The sequence below is a fragment of the Bradyrhizobium sp. AZCC 1721 genome (assembly GCF_036924715.1).
Taxonomy (GTDB): domain Bacteria; phylum Pseudomonadota; class Alphaproteobacteria; order Rhizobiales; family Xanthobacteraceae; genus Bradyrhizobium.
Map to the genome: position 1 here is coordinate 5,976,024 of NZ_JAZHSB010000001.1, position 16,484 is coordinate 5,992,507.

The 16,484-nt window shown below is 65.6% G+C and carries 14 protein-coding genes and 1 pseudogene; all 15 read left to right on the plus strand.

Going from position 1 to position 16,484, the window contains the following annotated elements; genetic code table 11:
* The 15 genes and pseudogenes from V1273_RS28525 (at position 1) to V1273_RS28595 (ending at position 16,478) form a co-directional block, all read left to right on the plus strand.
* Positions 1 to 1,083 (plus strand): branched-chain amino acid ABC transporter permease, encoded by a 1,083-nt coding sequence (locus tag V1273_RS28525; RefSeq protein WP_334411619.1) that lies wholly within the window; start codon positions 1 to 3, stop codon positions 1,081 to 1,083.
* Entirely contained in the window at positions 1,076 to 1,858 is a 783-nt protein-coding gene (locus V1273_RS28530; protein ID WP_334411620.1) for an ABC transporter ATP-binding protein, read from the plus strand. The genes V1273_RS28525 and V1273_RS28530 overlap by 8 nt, the downstream gene beginning before the upstream one ends.
* Entirely contained in the window at positions 1,851 to 4,085 is a 2,235-nt protein-coding gene (locus V1273_RS28535) for an ABC transporter permease (protein ID WP_334411621.1), read from the plus strand. The genes V1273_RS28530 and V1273_RS28535 overlap by 8 nt, the downstream gene beginning before the upstream one ends.
* A gap of 2 nt (positions 4,086 to 4,087) precedes the next feature.
* Positions 4,088 to 4,921, plus strand: a complete 834-nt coding sequence (locus V1273_RS28540) for a phosphoenolpyruvate hydrolase family protein (RefSeq protein ID WP_028347174.1) — start codon at positions 4,088 to 4,090, stop codon at positions 4,919 to 4,921.
* Between the two features lie 24 nt (positions 4,922 to 4,945).
* Complete coding sequence (locus tag V1273_RS28545; RefSeq protein ID WP_334380659.1) at positions 4,946 to 7,855, plus strand: flotillin family protein; 2,910 nt, start codon at positions 4,946 to 4,948, stop codon at positions 7,853 to 7,855.
* Between the two features lie 9 nt (positions 7,856 to 7,864).
* Positions 7,865 to 8,302, plus strand: coding sequence for an SRPBCC family protein (locus V1273_RS28550; protein ID WP_057842976.1), 438 nt, complete (start codon positions 7,865 to 7,867; stop codon positions 8,300 to 8,302).
* A gap of 1 nt (position 8,303) precedes the next feature.
* Positions 8,304 to 8,748, plus strand: a pseudogene (locus tag V1273_RS28555) (SRPBCC family protein).
* A gap of 16 nt (positions 8,749 to 8,764) precedes the next feature.
* Positions 8,765 to 9,583 carry an FAD binding domain-containing protein gene (locus V1273_RS28560; protein WP_334364707.1) on the plus strand — a complete coding sequence of 273 codons (819 nt, stop codon included), beginning with the start codon at positions 8,765 to 8,767 and terminating at the stop codon, positions 9,581 to 9,583.
* A gap of 6 nt (positions 9,584 to 9,589) precedes the next feature.
* Entirely contained in the window at positions 9,590 to 10,069 is a 480-nt protein-coding gene (locus V1273_RS28565) for a (2Fe-2S)-binding protein (protein WP_334411623.1), read from the plus strand.
* A gap of 11 nt (positions 10,070 to 10,080) precedes the next feature.
* Positions 10,081 to 11,667, plus strand: a complete 1,587-nt coding sequence (locus V1273_RS28570) for a xanthine dehydrogenase family protein molybdopterin-binding subunit (protein ID WP_334411624.1) — start codon at positions 10,081 to 10,083, stop codon at positions 11,665 to 11,667.
* A gap of 2 nt (positions 11,668 to 11,669) precedes the next feature.
* Complete coding sequence (locus V1273_RS28575; protein WP_334411625.1) at positions 11,670 to 12,692, plus strand: xanthine dehydrogenase family protein molybdopterin-binding subunit; 1,023 nt, start codon at positions 11,670 to 11,672, stop codon at positions 12,690 to 12,692.
* Positions 12,693 to 12,700: 8 nt separating this feature from the next.
* Positions 12,701 to 13,582 carry an AAA family ATPase gene (locus tag V1273_RS28580; RefSeq protein WP_334380654.1) on the plus strand — a complete coding sequence of 294 codons (882 nt, stop codon included), beginning with the start codon at positions 12,701 to 12,703 and terminating at the stop codon, positions 13,580 to 13,582.
* Positions 13,579 to 14,697: a vWA domain-containing protein gene (locus V1273_RS28585; protein ID WP_334411626.1), complete on the plus strand. Its 1,119-nt coding sequence runs from the start codon at positions 13,579 to 13,581 to the stop codon at positions 14,695 to 14,697. Before V1273_RS28580 ends, V1273_RS28585 begins: the two co-directional genes overlap by 4 nt.
* Positions 14,694 to 15,584 (plus strand): amidohydrolase family protein, encoded by an 891-nt coding sequence (locus V1273_RS28590; protein WP_334411627.1) that lies wholly within the window; start codon positions 14,694 to 14,696, stop codon positions 15,582 to 15,584. Before V1273_RS28585 ends, V1273_RS28590 begins: the two co-directional genes overlap by 4 nt.
* Positions 15,585 to 15,629: 45 nt before the next feature.
* Positions 15,630 to 16,478 carry an MBL fold metallo-hydrolase gene (locus V1273_RS28595; RefSeq protein ID WP_334411628.1) on the plus strand — a complete coding sequence of 283 codons (849 nt, stop codon included), beginning with the start codon at positions 15,630 to 15,632 and terminating at the stop codon, positions 16,476 to 16,478.
* Positions 16,479 to 16,484: the final 6 nt, after the last annotated feature.

Sequence of the window (16,484 nt, forward strand, 5' to 3'; positions counted from 1 at the left end):
ATGTCGTTGGTCCAGGGCGCACATCCTCAGACCAGTCAACCGGCAAAAGTGCGCGCGGCGTTGTTGGCATGGCCGGAATTCAACAAGCCGGCGGTCTGGCTGGTGGCCGTGATCCTCTTGATCACGCCGTTCATCGCCAACGGCTTCTTCCTGATCGAGATCTTTGCCACGACGCTGATCCTCGGGACCGTCGCGCTCAGCCTGATGTTCCTGGCGGGCTATGGCGGCATGGTCAGCCTGATGCAGCTCACCGTCGCCGGCTTTGCCGCCTATATGGTCGCGGTGTTCGGCATGAGCGCCAACACCAATATCAGCCTCGGCTGGCCGTGGTGGCTCGCAACGCCGATGGCGCTCATTCTGGCCACGGCGTTCGGCACGCTCGGCGGCGCGCTCGCGGTGCGCACCGAGGGCATCTACACCATCATGATCACGCTCGCGATCGGCGCGGCCTTCTACTATTTCACCAACCAGAACTGGGCGATCTTCGGCGGCCACACCGGCATCAACACCATCGCCACGCCGCGCTTCTGGGGCATCGACTGGCGCTCCGATATCCCCTTTTATTACGTCACGTTGGGCGTCGCAGCGTTTTGCTACTTCGCCGTTCAATACGTCTCGCGCGCGCCTTTCGGCCTCGCGCTGCAGGGCGTGCGCGACAATCCCCGCCGCATGGCGGCGCTCGGCTTCAATGTCAACGCGCACCGCGTAGCGGCCTACGCCTTCGCGGCCTTCATCGCCGCACTCGGCGGCGTCCTGCAGGTCTGGAACTACCGGCAGATTTCGCCCGGCTCGGTCAGCGTCGGCGCCTGCATCGACATCCTGATCATCGCCGTTGTCGGCGGCATCACCCGCCCCATCGGGCCCTTCATCGGCGCCTTCATCTTCGTCATCCTGCGCACCTTCGCGCTCGATCTATTGGTCAAGCTCGGGCTCGACGGCAACCGCTTCCGGCTGCTGATCGGCCTCGGCTTCCTCGCCATCGTGTTCTGGTCGTCGGATGGCGTGATCGGGCTATGGGAGCGGTGGCGCCGCGGCGCGGCGACCGTCGATAAACGCGCAGGCGGAGGCCACGGCCATGGATAGCGCCGCGCCACGCTTTTCTGCTGTCGGCGCCGGCGCCGCGCTGGAGCTGCGCGGCGTAACCCGGCTGTTCGGCGCGCTGGCGGCGCTGACCGACGTCACCATCACGGTTCGTCCGGGCGAACGCCGCGCCGTGCTCGGCTCCAACGGCGCCGGCAAGACGACACTGTTCAATTGCGTGACCGGCGACTTTCCGCCGTCCTCCGGCACCATCCGCTTCTTCGGCGAGGACATCACCCACTTCCCGCCCTATGAGCGTATCAGGCGCGGCTTGCGCCGCACGTACCAGATATCGGCACTGTTCCCCGGCCTTACGGTGAGGGACAACGTCTACCTCGCCTGCCGCGGCGTTTCTCGCGGGCGATTCTCGCCGCTGCGCCCTGGGGCGAACGATGCCCTCATGCATGCGACAGAGGCGCTGATCCAGGCGGTGCACCTGACATCGGTCAGCGAGCAACGGGTCGCGGAACTCGCCCATGGCCAGCAGCGGCAGCTCGAGATCGCGCTCGCGCTCGCCGGCGCGCCGCGCTTCATCCTGTTCGACGAACCGGCCGCGGGCCTGTCACCCACCGAGCGGCGCGAATTGATCGATATCCTGACGTCGCTGCCCGCCCATATCGGCTACATCATCATCGAGCACGACATGGATGTCGCGCTTCGCGTCGTCGAAAGCGTCACGATGATGCACAACGGCCGTGTCTTCAAGGAAGGCCTGCCGCACGAGATCGAAGCCGACCCGGAGGTGCAGGAACTCTATCTGGGGGCCGGCCATGAGTGATTTCAGCCGTTCAGCACCTGCCCTCGAAGTCCGGGGCCTCGACGTTTACTACGGCCATTCCCACGCGCTGCAGGGCGTCGAGCTGACGCTGGATTCCGGCGTGTTCTCGGTGGTCGGCCGCAACGGCATGGGCAAGACCACGCTGTGCAAGACCATCATGGGCTTGCTGCGGGCGAGCGGCGGTTCGGTGCGCGTCCGCGGCGAGGACATTACCCGCCTCAGCCCGGCGCGAATCGCGCAAGCAGGCGTCGGCTACGTTCCGCAAGGGCGAAGGCTGTGGCGCTCGCTCAGCGTGGACGAACATCTGCGGCTGGCGGCCGGGATGCGGCGCGGCGTCTGGACCATCGATCGCATCTACCAGACGTTTCCCCGCCTTGCCGAGCGCAAAGATCATGGTGGCGGCCAGCTCTCGGGCGGCGAACAGCAGATGCTGGCGATCTCGCGCGCGCTTCTCACCAACCCGCATCTCCTCATCATGGACGAGCCGACCGAAGGCCTTGCGCCTGTCATCGTCGCCCAGGTCGAGGAAATGCTGGTGCGGCTTGCCGAAGACGGCGAGATGTCGGTGCTGGTGATCGAGCAGAATATCGGCGTCGCCACGGCGATTTCGAAGAACGTCGCGATCATGGTCAATGGCCGCATCAATCGCATCATCGACTCCGCGCGCCTTGCCGCCGACCGCGAGTTGCAGCAACGTCTGCTCGGTGTTGGAGTCGTTGGTGTCCACGCCGAGCTGGAAACGGATATCGAAGCTACCGATGCGAGCGCGGAGAAGACGCATCCCTCCCCGCCGCGCGCCCCGAGCACGGCGCCAATCCGCATCTATATCTCCAATCCCACGCTGCCGACGCGCTGGTCGCAGCCGGCACCGATTGCGCGCATCGAGGCAGCCGCGCGCACGCTTTCGACGGGTATCACCCGGATCGAAGACGTCGCACGACAAAAACGCCAAGCCGGTGCCGTCGTTCAATCCGCGTCCGGGCCACCGGTCGTTCTCGTCGTCGGCACCCTCGATACTAAGGGCGAGGAGCTGCGCTTCATCCGCGACGTGATCGCCGGTCACGGTTTGCGGACGCGCCTGGTCGACGTGTCCACCAGCGGCAAGCTCGCCACCTGCGACGTCTCCGCCCAGGAAATCGCGCTCAACCACGGCCGCGGCGGGTCGAGCGTGTTCGGGTCCGACCGCGGCGCGTCGGTGACCGCGATGGCCGATGCCTTCGCCAATTGGCTGCGCCGTCAGAACAGTGTCGCAGGCATCATTTCGGCCGGCGGCTCCGGCGGCGCCTCGCTGGTCGCGCCGGGCATGCGCGGCCTTCCCGTCGGCGTGCCGAAACTCATCATCTCATCCGTCGCATCGGGAGACGTCGGCCCTTATGTCGGACCTGCCGATATCACGATGATGCATTCGGTCACCGACGTGCAGGGGCTCAACTCGATCTCGCGTGCCGTGCTCGCCAACGGCGCCAACGCCATCGCCGGCATGGTGAAGGCGCGTCTCGAAAATCAAAGCGCGGCCGAGCGTAACGCGCGGGTTGCGTTGCCCGCTGTCGGCATCACCATGTTTGGCGTGACAACACCAGCCGTGCAGAAGATCGCCGCCGATCTCCGCAGTGATTTCGAGTGTCTCGTCTTCCACGCCACCGGCGTCGGCGGCCGCTCGATGGAAAAGCTGGTCGATTCCGGAATGCTCGCAGTCGTCGTCGATCTCACGACGACGGAAGTCTGCGATCTCCTGATGGGCGGCGTGTTCCCGGCGACCGACGACCGCTTTGGCGCGATCATCCGCAGCCGCGTCCCCTTCATCGGTTCGGTCGGCGCGCTCGACATGGTCAATTTCGGTGCGCCCGACACCATCCCCGAACGCTACCGCCAGCGCAAATTCCACGTTCACAATCCGCAGGTGACCTTGATGCGCACCACGCCGGAAGAGAACGACCGCATCGGCCGCTGGATCGGCGAAAAACTCAACCGGATGGACGGGCCGGTGCGCTTCTTCCTGCCGGAAGGCGGCGTTTCCGCGCTCGACGCCCCTAGCCAGCCGTTCTGGGATCCGGAAGCCGACGCGGCGCTGTTTACAGCGCTGGAACGCAGCGTGCGCCAGACCGGCAACCGCCAGCTCATCCGCATCAGGCGCCACATCAACGAACCCGAATTTGCATCCGCCATCGTCAACGCGCTCCGTCCTCTGGTCGGACGCCCGGGGACACGTCGGAAAGTCGCGAGGTGACCATGGCGAAGTTCGAACGTTCAGCCATCCTGAAGAAGTTTCGCAACATGGCCGCCAAGGGCGAGCCGATCGTCGGCGGCGGCGCGGGCACCGGCCTATCGGCCAAATGCGAGGAAGCCGGCGGCGTCGACCTGATCGTGATCTACAATTCCGGCCGCTACCGCATGGCCGGTCGCGGCTCCCTCGCCGGACTGATGCCCTATGGCGACGCCAACGCGATCGTGCTGGAGATGGCTGGCGAAGTGCTCCCCGTCGTCACCCGGACGCCGGTGCTGGCGGGCGTCAACGGCACCGACCCGTTCCGCGACATGGACAGTTTTCTCGATCAGTTGAAGGCGCTCGGCTTTGCCGGCGTGCAGAACTTTCCGACCGTCGGCCTGATCGACGGCGTATTCCGCGCCAATCTCGAGGAAACCGGGATGTCCTATGCGTTGGAGATCGACATGATCGCCAAGGCGCGCGACAAGGACATGCTGACGACGCCCTATGTGTTCAGCGAGAGCGAAGCCGCGGCAATGGCGATCGCGGGCGCCGACATCATCGTCTGCCATCTCGGCCTGACCACCGGCGGCGCGATCGGTGCGCATACCGCGCCGAAGCTCGAAGACTGTCCGGAACAGATCGACACCTGGGCGGCAGCCGCGCTCAGCGTCAATCCGGACATTTTGGTTCTGGCCCATGGCGGCCCGATCGCCGAGCCCGCCGACGCCGACTTCATCATGAAACATACGCGCAAGTGCCACGGCTTCTACGGCGCCTCCTCGATGGAGCGCCTGCCGGTGGAGCGGGCGCTGACGGAACAGGTCCGCAAATTCAAGGCGATCGGCGCGCGGTAACGCCGAGACCAAAGGGAGGAAGAGATGTCGGGGACTCTGGTTGGCGAATTGATCCTCTGGCTGATCGTCGCGATCATCGTGATCGCCATTGTCGTCTATATCGTGAACTGGCTCTACCACCGATCGTCGAAGGAAGTGTCCTTCGTCCGCACCGGTCTCCTGGGCGAGCGCGTGGTGATCAACGGCGGCGCCTTCGTGCTGCCGTTCATTCACGACTACACGCCCGTCAACATGAACGTGCTGCCGATGGGGATCGTGCGGGCCAAGCATGACGCCGTGATCACCCGCGACCGCATGCGGATCGACATCGAGGCAGACTTTTACGTGCGCGTGCAGCCGACCCGTGAAGCCGTCGCGATCGCCGCCGCCACGCTCGGGCGGCGCACGCTCGAGCCGGAGCAGTTGCACGCCCTGCTCTCCGGCAAGTTCGTCTCCGCCATACGTTCAGTGGCCGCCGAAATGACCATGGAGCAGATGCACGAGCAGCGCGGCGAATATGTCGCGCGAGTGAAAGCTGCCGCTGCCGAAGCGCTGGCCCAGAACGGACTTGAACTCGAATCGGTTGCCATCACCGATCTCGACCAGACGGACCTCGAATATTTCAATCCGTCGAACCGCTTCGACGCCGAGGGCCTCACCCGGCTGATGGAGGACATCGAGGCCAAGCGCAAGCTGCGCAACGACATCGAACAGGATTCGATGATCAAGATCCGAGCCCGCAACCTCGATGCCGAGCGGCAGGCATTGGAGATCGAGCGTGAGAGCGAGACCGCCCGCCTCGAACAGGAACGCGACATCGAGATGCGCCGGGCGCTGCAGCGCACCGAGGTAGCTCGCGAGCGCGCGTTGCGCGAGACCGAAGCCGAGCAGGCGCAGATCGCTGCCCGCGAGGCGATCGAAAAGGCGCGCATCGCCAACGAGCTCGCCATTGCCGAAGCGCGGATCGCCTCCGAGCGCGAAACAAGGCACCGCGAGATCGAGCGCACGCGCGCGGTCGAGGAAAAGGAGCTGCTGGCGCGCGAGGAAATCGAAAAGGCCAAGATCGCCAATCAGCGCGCGGTCGATACCGCCCGCATCGCTTCCGAGCGAGAGGTGCGGCAGCGCGACATCGAGCGCACGCGGACGGTCGAGGAGGCCGAGATCACGGCACGGGAAGCAATCGAGAAGGCGCGCATCCAGCAGGACCGCGCCGTCACCGACGCGCGGATCGCCAACGAGGAAGAAACCCGCCGGCGCGAGATCGAGCGCACCCGCGCGGTCGAAGAAGCCGAGATCGCGGCGCGCGAGGCGACCGAAAAAGCGCGCATCGCCCAGACCACGATCGTCAACGTCGAACGCATTGCGTCCGACGAGCGCACCCGCGCGCTGGAAATCCAGCAGGTCCGCACGATCCAGGAAGCGGAGATCGAGGCGCAGAAGGCCGTGGAAGCCGCACGGATCGCACGCGAACGGACACTCGCAGCCGATCGGATCGCCGCCGAGCACACCACGCGCAAGCTGGAAATCGAGCGCAACCAGGCGCTCGAGGTCGCAGGTATCTCGGCGCGAGAGGCGACCGAAGCCTCCCGCATCGCCCAGGAAGAACGCGTTCGCTCGCTCGAAATCGCGCGCAACCGCGCCGTCGAGGAGGCCGATATCGCCTCGCGCGAAGCGATCGAGGCCGCCCGCATCTCCCAGGAGAAGGTCGTCGCCGCGCAGCGTATTCGGGCCGAACGAGAAACAAGGGGACTCGAGATCGAGCGTACCGAAGCCATCGAGGCCGCCGAACTCAAGCGGCGTGACGCGATCGAGCGGCGCCGCGTCGAGGTCGAACTGGCGCTCGAAGCCGAACGCATCGCCTCGTCCAGGACTCGCGAGGTGCTCAATATCGATCAGAAGAAAGCGGTCGAGATCGCCGACGAGGAGCGCGTGATTGCGCTCGCCGCCAAGCGCTCCGAGCGCATCGACGCCGATCGCCAGGTCAAGCAGGCCGAGATCAACGCGCGCAAGGAAGTCGAGACCACGGACGTCTCGCGTGAACAGGCGCTGGAGGCCGCCCGGCTGGCACGCCGGCGCGCGATCGAGCAGCTCGAAGTCGGTCGTGTCCAGGCGCTGCAGGAAGCCGAGATTGCTTCCCGCGAGGAAGTCGAGCGGGCGCGCATCGCCGCCGATCGCGGCCTCGACGAAGCCCGTATCGGCCGCGAGCGAGACTTGCGGAAACTCGAGGTCAATCGCGAGAAGGACGTCGAAACGGCGCTGATGGAGAAGGCGATCGCCCTTTATCAGAAATCGCTGGAGGAGTCTGCCGCCAAGGTGGCCGCCGAGGATGCGCGGGTGCGGGCGACCGAAGCGGCCGAGCGCGTCGTCACCGCCCGCGAAAGCGAGATCGCCAAACGACAAAAGACCGTCGAGGTGCTTCTGGCGGAGAAGCGGGCCGAGGAGACCCGTATCGCTGCCGACGCCGAACGCGTGCGCGCCGCGGTCGAAGCCGAGGCGCAGCGGCTGCTCAACGAGGCCGAGAACGTGCTCACCGACCAGGCGCGCTACTCGCTGTTCCGTCGCAAGCTGCTCGACCGCATCGAGGGCATCGTGCGCGAGAGCGTCAAGCCGATGGAGAAGATCGAGGGCATCCGCATCCTTCAGGTCGACGGCCTCAATGGCGCCGGCGGCGGTGGCAATGGCGGTCGCAGCGCCACCGACGAGGTGATCGACTCGGCGCTGCGCTACCGGGTGCAGGCGCCGCTGATCGACTCGATCCTTTCCGATATCGGCGTCGAGGGCGGAAGCCTTGCCAAGATGCCCGGCCTCATTCGCGAAGCGCGCGATATGCAGGGCATCAGGGACTCCGCGCGTAAGGGCGGCCAAGGGAAGCTTGAAGGCAAGTCCGAGGCGCCTCCTGCGGTCCCCGGCCCCGGCGAACCCGCCCCTGAACGCGGACCGCGCAAGAAAGGGTGAGCACGCGTCATGGCCCGGGTGTACGTTTCCACCGTCGTCAACGCCCGCAACGACCGCGTCTGGGCGCGCGTGCGCGACTTCAACGGGTTGCCGAACTGGCATCCCGCGATTGCGGAGAGCCGCATCGAGGGCGGCGAGCCCGCGGACAAGATCGGATGCGTGCGGGATTTTCGCCTGCGCAACGGCGATCGCATCCGCGAAAAGCTGCTCGGGCTCTCCGACTACGACATGTTCTGCACCTACTCCATCCTGGAGTCCCCGATGGGCGTGGAGAACTACGTCGCGACGCTGCGGCTGACGCCCGTGACCGACGGCGACCAGACCTTTCTGGAATGGACGGCCGAGTTCGACTGCGCGCCCGAGCGTGAGAACGAACTCGTCAGCAACATCGGGACCGGCGTGTTCCAGGGCGGCTTTGATGCGCTCAAGCGTGCCTTCGGAGGCTAGCGTGCCGCATATCGTCAAAAGCACGATCCTCGACGCGCCGACAATCGCGGTCTGGAACTGTGCTGCGCGATTTCAACGGCCACGACCGCTGGCATCCTGAGGTCGCCACCAGCACGATCGAGCGCGCACAGGCCGCCGACAAGATCGGCTGCGTGCGCCGCTTCAAGCTGCAGGACGGCTCGGAGCTGCGCGAACAACTGCTCGCCCTGTCCGACCTCGAACAGACCTTTAGCTATTGCCTGCTCGATACGCCGATCCCGATGTTCAACTATGTCGCCCATGTCCGCCTGCTGCCGGTCACCGACGGTGACCGCACGTTTTGGCATTGGGAATCCAGGTTCACCACGCGGCCTGCCGATGCCGAGCGGCTGACGCAGATGGTCGCGGAACAGATCTATCAAGCCGGCTTCGACGCCATTCGCCGGCACCTGAAGGAGGCCGCATGAAAGCGGAGGTGAAGCCATGCCCGTCACGGTGAAGACATTCGCGAATTTTGGCGAGGCGGCGTCGGCATTGTCGTCCGACCGCAGCGCGCGCTATCTCGGCGGCGGCACGCTCGTCATGCGCGCCCTCAACGAGGGCGATGTCTCGATCTCCACCGTCGTGCGCGCGACCGACCTGGCGCTGACCCGCATCGACGTCGCAAGCTCGCGCGTCACGATCGGCGCCGGCGTCACTTTTGCGAGGATTCTGGCCGAGCGCGAACTCGCCTTTCTGCACGCGCCGGCGCGCTCGATCGGCGGGCCGGCCGTGCGCAACATGGGCACCGTAGGCGGCAATCTGTTCGCGCCCAGCCCCTACGGCGACTTCACCGTCGCCCTGCTGGCGCTCGACGCGACAGTCTCCGTCCAGGGCGGTCTTGGCGCCCGCGACATGCCAATCGAAGAGTTCCTGCAATCCCGCGAACGGCAGAGCGGCGCGCTGGTGCTGGCGGTCGCGTGTCAGCGGCCTGCAAGCGCCGACGCCTTCCGCTATCGCAAGATCGCCCGCATCAAGCCGAAGGGCGGCTCGGTGATTACGCTGGCGGCGCACCTGCCTTCGAGCGGCGGCCGCGTCTCAGGTGCGCGCATCGCGCTCGGCTCGATGGCCGCAACGCAAATTCGCGCAAGGGCCGCCGAGCGGGCGCTGGAGGGCCGCGCGCTTGACGACGCGGCGATCAACGCCGCTGCGGCGGTAGCCGCCGAAGGCGTGTCACCCTCAGATAATGCCCTTGGCAGCGCCTGGTATCGCCGCGAGATCGTCGGCGTTCATCTTCGCCGCCTGTTGTCCGGCCTGGAGTAAGCCTTCATGACCAAGACCGCCCTGCAATTTCGTCACAATGGCCGCGACGTCGCGCTATTCGTCGACGGCGGCGTCAATCTGCTGGTCGCGCTCCGCGAATCAATTGGCGACATGACGCCAAAGTTCGGCTGCGGCCAGGGCGGCTGCGGCGCCTGCAGCGTGCTGATCGACGGCGAGCTGCATCTCTCCTGCCTGACGCTGGCGGAGACCGTGAACGGTCGCTCGATCGAAACGGTCGACGGGCTGAAGGACGGTCCCAACCTGCATCCGCTGCAGCGCGCCTTCATGGAGCAGTTCGCAGCCCAGTGCGGCTACTGCACGCCGGGCATGCTGATGGCGGCGAAAGCGCTGCTCGATCGCAATCCGTCGCCGAGCCGCGCCGAGGTCATCGAGGCGATCTCCGGCAATATCTGCCGCTGCACCGGCTACGAGCCGATCATCAACGCCGTGCTCGCCGCCGCCACGAGCGGACGCGCCCGCGCCTAAAGGAAACCACCATGCTGGAACTGCGCAAGGACATCTTCGCCGACGAGCGCGACGATAACCTGAAGGAGATCGGGAAAGGTACGCAGCGCCAGGACATGCTCGGCCATGTCACGGGCACTTCGACCTATTTCGACGACCATAAGCTGCAGGGCATGCTGCATCTCAAAGTGCTGCGCAGCTCGCACGCGCATGCCCGCTTGCGCCGCATCGATACGATGGAAGCGGAACGATCCCCCGGCGTGCGGCGCATCATTCGCGGGGCCGACGTGCCGCGCAACCTCAACACCCTGCTCAGCCTGATCAATTTCGGCAAGGACGACGAGCCGTCGCTCGCGGTCGACAAGGTGCGCTATAAGGGCGAGCCGATCATTGCCGTCGTCGCCGACAGCCCGCGGGAAGCCTATGAGGCGATGGCGAAAGTGCGCGTCGACTACGAGCCGCTGCCGGCGGTGTTCGACGTCGAGGAGGCGCTGAAACCGGGCGCGCCGGTCGTCAACGAGACTTACCCAAAAAACACATTCATCTATCACGACGTCTACGATCACCAAAAACTGCGCTTCGGCGACGTCGAGCGCGGCTTCGCCGAGGCCGATCATGTGCTCGAGCAGCGCTATCAGATGTCGCCGATCGAGCATGCGCCGACCGAGACCAACGGCTCGATCGCGGCGCCCGACACCAACGGCCGCTATGTCGTCTACACCTCGACGCAGGCTTTGTTCTTCTCGCTTGATACCTGCGCCAAGATCCTCGATGTGCCCTCCAACACCTTCCACTTTATTGGCGGCACCGTCGGCGGCGGCTTCGGCGGCAAGGTGGATACGCTCACCGAGCCGCTTGCCATTCTCGGCGCGATGCTGACCGGGCGCCCGGTGCGCTATCAGCTCGGCCGCGAAGAAGAGATGCAGTTCGGCTCGCCGCGCGGAGCCGAGCGCATCTACATCAAGGACGGCGTGATGCGCGACGGCCGCATCGTTGCGCGCAAGATCCGCGCCTATTTCGACAGCGGTGCCTATACAAGGCTTTCAAGCTACGCCGTCGTCAAATGCGTGGCCCACCTGCCCGGCCCCTATACGATCCCGAACGTCCACGGCGACGTCTACTGCGTGTTCACCAACCGGACGCCTGCTACCGCCATGCGCGGCTTCGGCGTCACGGCAATGGACTTTGCGCTCGAATGCCAGATGGACAAGCTCGCGCATCTCGTCGGCATCGACCCGATGGAGTTCCGCATCCTCAACGCCTATCGCGACGGCGACATGAAGGCGCACCGGCGCGAGGCCAAGAACACCGCGCTGATCGAATGCGTCCAGGTCGCCGCCGAGAAAGCAAAATGGCCGCTGCGCGAAGAGGTCAAACAGATGTCGTCGCGCAAGGATGGCGGCGGCAGCCGGGCAGTAATATCGCCGACGCCGCTTGAACCTGTTCTCCAACGCGCCGCGGCTGTGCAGCAGCGAACCACCTACGATCGGACACCGCCTGCAACGACCCAGCAACCGCCGCCCCCCACGCCGGCGCCGCCTCCCCCGAGGCCGCCGGCTCCGTCGCCGTCACACGGCGCCACCCGCTTCTCCTCCGTCTTCGGCACCAGGAGGCGCTGACCATGGCCAAGCATCGCGGACGCGGCATCGCCTCGATCAACTATCCGATCGGCATGAACCTTGGCGGCGACCCCAGCCAGGCGTTGGTGCATTCCAACCCCAGCGGCAAGTTCACGGTGTCGCTGTCATCAATCGACCTCGGCCAGGGCATGAAATCGGTGACGCGGCAGATTTGCGCCGAGACGCTCGGCGTGCCGGTCGAGGACGTCTATGTCGATACCGCCGATTCCGACACCGGACCGCACTGCATGGGCTCGTTCGCCTCGCGCGGCACGCATCGGGTCGGCAATGCGGTGATGGCGGCGGCGAAAGAGGCCCGCGGCGTCATGATGGAAGCTGCAGCGGAGGAATTGGAGGTCAACGCCACCGATCTCGAGACCGACGGTCGCGGCAATATCCACGTCAAGGGCGCGCCGCATCGCTCGATCTCCACCAAGGATGTCGCGATTGCCGCGCAGTTCAAGCAGGGCAAGACGATATCGGGACGCGGCATCTTTCTGGTGCCGCTGTCCGAGGTGAACCCTGAGACCGGCGAGATGTCACCTGCGACTTGCTATGCGCACGCCTGCCTGGTCGCCGAGGTCGAGGTCGACGACGAGACCGGCGAGGTCGCGATGGTGCGCATGGACAGTGCATACGAACTCGGCCGCGCGCTCAATCCGCGGCTGGTGGAGCAGCAGCTCGTTGGCGGCGCGTGGATGGGAATCAGCCACGCGCTCTTTGAAACACCCGAACCCTATTATCCCGACCCGGCGCATGGTCCGCGCGATTTCGTCGAATATCTGATGCCCGGCCCCGGCGACACCTGTCCGCACGATATCGCAGTGCTGGAACGCCCTGCGGCCGACGGCCCGTTCGGCGCCAAGGGCCCTGGCGAGATGTGCGCAAACCCGGTGTTGCCCGCGGTCGCCAACGCCATCTTCAACGCGGTCGGCGTGCGGATGGATGAACTGCCGATCACGCCGGAGAAAGTCTTGCGGGCGATCAAAGCGCAGGGCGGCGCGCGGCCGCAAGCGCGGCGCTGAGGTCAGGCATGACGGTCCGCGGCAACATCGTCGGCATCGACAGCCCGGAGGCGCTCGAAAGGGCGCTGCGGACGGCGTACTACCTCGCCGACGAGGGCCTGGCGACGGCGTCCTATCTTGCGCTTGCGCTCGGCAAGCCGTTGCTGCTCGAAGGCGCGCCGGGTGTCGGAAAGACCGAAGCTGCAAAAGCCATCGCCGCCGTGCTCGGCCGCCGCCTGATCCGGCTGCAATGCTACGAGGGCATCGACGCATCAGCCGCGCTCTACGAGTGGAACTACCCGCGCCAGATGCTCGCGATCCGCCAGGCCGGCGAGGAGAGCATCGACATCTATGGCGAGACTTTTCTGATCGAGCGGCCGATGCTGGCCGCCTTGCGCGCGCCCGACTCCACCGTGCTGCTGATCGACGAAATTGACCGTGCCGACCAGGAGTTCGAAGCGTTTCTGCTCGAATTCCTCTCCGACTTCCAGATTTCGATTCCCGAACGCGGCACCGTCCGCGCCGCCGAGCGCCCCGTCGTCGTGCTGACCTCGAACCGCACCCGCGATCTGCACGAAGCGTTGCGCCGGCGCTGCGTCTACCACTGGATCGATTATCCCACCGCCGAGCGCGAAGCGCGTATCGTCATGATGCGGGCTTCCAGTGTCGCCGAAGCGACCGCGCGCGCGGTCGTCGCCGCCGTCGGCCGGTTGCGACGCGAACCATTGAGCAAGGCGCCAGGCATTGCCGAAGCTGTGGAATGGGCCGAAGCCGCCACACTGCTGCACGCGCGCGGCGCCCGCTGGCCGGACGCGTTCAAGCGCTCGATCGGGGTTGCACTGAAGGACGAGGAGGATCTCACCTTCATCTCCGGCCGGCTCGACGCCCTCATTGCGGAGGCTGCCGCGTGAGCGACGAACCTCAATTGCCACGTGCTGCCGGCGTCTTCGTGTCCTTTGTCGCTCTATTGCGCGCCAACGGTTTTGCCGTGGCGCCGGAACAGACGACTACGTTCCTGGCCGCCATCGAGTTGCTGGGTCCGCGCAGCCTCGAAGCCATTCGGCAGGCTGGATTGGCAACGCTCGCGCCGCCACCCGAGCGGCGCGCGACCTACGATCGGCTGTTCGACATCCATTTCCTCGGCAGCGAAGCGGTCGATCGTGCCGGCGCCGAAGATGAGGAAGTGGTTCGCGTGCAGGAGGAAGGCCGCGGCGAGGATGAAACGTTGCTCGCCGATGAAGCTAACGAGTCAGGGCTCGCTGCGGCCCGCGCGGAGGCGCTGGTCGAACGCCGCTTCGCGCCAAGCCAAATTGGCGAGGCCTTGCGTCGGCTGTCACGCGAAGCCCCTGCCCGATTACCGCGACGCCGCGGCCACCGCCGCATGCGCGCCCGCCGCGGGCCGTGGGCGGATCTGCGGCGAACCTTGCGCGACAGCGTGCGCAACGATGGCGAGGTGCTGCGGCTCGGGCGGCTGAAGCGGCGCACCCGTCCGCGCAAGCTGCTGCTCTTGATCGACGTCTCGGGTTCGATGAAAGGGCGCACGGACGACAATATGAAGCTCGCCCATGCCGTGGTGCATGCGGCTCCCAACGTCGAGGTGTTCACCTTCGGCACAAGGCTCACCCGCGTGACGCGTGCGCTTCGTCTCAAGCGCCGCGAGCAGGCGCTGTTCGCCGCCGCGCATCTGGTCAGCGATTGGGATGGCGGCACCCGCATCGGCGATGCGCTGCAGGCGTTCCTGGCGGTACCGCGGTTCGGCAGCTATGCGCGCGGCGCCGCCGTCGTCATCCTCTCCGACGGCCTCGAACGTGGCGATCCCTCCGCCCTGCGCGACGCCGTCGCAAAACTATCGCGGCGCGCCTGGCGCCTGAGCTGGCTGACGCCGCTGGCGTCAGGCCCCGGCTTTCAGCCGCAGACCGAAGCGCTGATCGCGATCCGCCGTTTTGTGGACGATCTGGTCGATGGCGGATCCACGGCTGCGATCGTTTCGCATGTACTCTCGCTTGGACAAAGGAAGGCCGCGTGACCGAAATCGTCGATGCCCATCACCACATCTGGCGTCAGGCCGACCTGCCGTGGCTGGTTGGCCCGATGCAGCCGCGCATCTTCGGCCCCTACGAGCCGATCCGGCGCGACTATCCGATCCAGGAATATCTCGCTGACCTCGCAGGTTCCGGCGTAACGCGTTCGGTCTATGTGCAGACCAACTGGGCCAACGACCGTTTCGAGGATGAAACGGCCTGGGTGCAAGAGACCGCAAAGGACCATGGCTGGCCGCACGCCATCGTCTCCTATGCCAATTTCAACGTCGACGATATCCGCCCGCAACTCGACCGTTTGGCCCGCTATCCCCTTGTGCGGGGCGTGCGCATGCAACTGCACTGGCACGACAACCCGCTTTATCGTTTTGCGGCGCGGCCCGACCTCTGCGCCGATCCAAAGATCCGGCGCAACATCACGCATCTCGCCCACTATGGCTTCAGCTTCGATCTGCAGGTGTTTGCGCCGCAGATGGCCGATGCCGCGGGTCTCGCCGAAGCGTGTCCCGATGTGACCTTCATCCTGCAGCACGCCGGCATGCTGGAAGACCTCTCGCCGCAAGGTCGATCCGCCTGGCGAACTGGGATGACCCGCCTCGCGGCCCGTCCGAACGTCGTCTCAAAACTGTCCGGCCTCGGCACCTTCATCCACCGCAACGACCCTGCGCATGTAGCCGGTGTTCTCACCGAGACGATCGCGATCTTCGGTGCCGACCGCTGCCTGTTCGGCTCCAATTTTCCGATCGAAAAACTCTGGACCACTTATCGTGAACTGATCGACGCCTATCTCGCCGCGACGGCTTCGCTTGCCGTGGATCAGCGCGATGCAATTTTGCGAACGACCGCCACGCGCGTCTACCGGCTTGACCGATGACGGCGCACGCGGATCCGCCGATTAAGAGAATGTGGGAGGGAATATATGCCGCTTGAAATCAAAATCCTCGACTATGGGGATATCGAACTGGAATCGAGCTTTCTCGTGCTCGGCCGCGATTGCGGCCGGACCCGCCGTGTCCTGACGCTCGGCTTCCTGATCGTCGGCGGGCCCTATCCGGTGGTGGTCGACACCGGCTACCGCTCCAACCAGATCATGGAAACGCTGGGCATGCGCGGTCTGCAATACCACGAGAACATGATCGAGAATCAGCTCGCGCGCCATGGCGTGCGCATGGGCGACGTCCGCTTCGTCTGCCACACCCATCTGCACATCGACCATGCCGGCAAGGATGATCTGTTTCCGATGAACACCACCGTCGTGCTCAACCGCAAGGAGCTGGAATATTCCGTCTCCGGGTTGATGCATCCGCAATATCCAGCGCCCGACATCAAGCACCTGATCGACCGCTTGCACACCAAGAGCGCGCTGCGCTTTCTCGATCTCGAGGTGACCGGGCCGATCGAACTGATGCCGGGCGTCTATTGCGATGCGGCCAACGCCCACACAGAAGGTTCGATGAACATCCACGTTCACACTGCCGACGGCATCGCCACCATCTGCGGCGATGTGATCTACGACTTCAACGACCAGATCGTCACGCCCTTTAATGAGATTCACGATTGGGAACCGCGCACGACAGGCAATCACGGTACCAGCAAGCGGGCGGAGAAGGCGGCCATCAAAAAGCTCCTGAGCAACTCGCGCTATCTGCTCCCGGTCCACGACCGGCCGGCCAAGATCGAAGGCGGCATGGTGGTCGGCCGGCTCCATGACCAGGTGCCAGGCCCCGTGGTGCAGAGCCTGCCGCAACGCAATTGGTTTCCGGCCTGAGCGCTG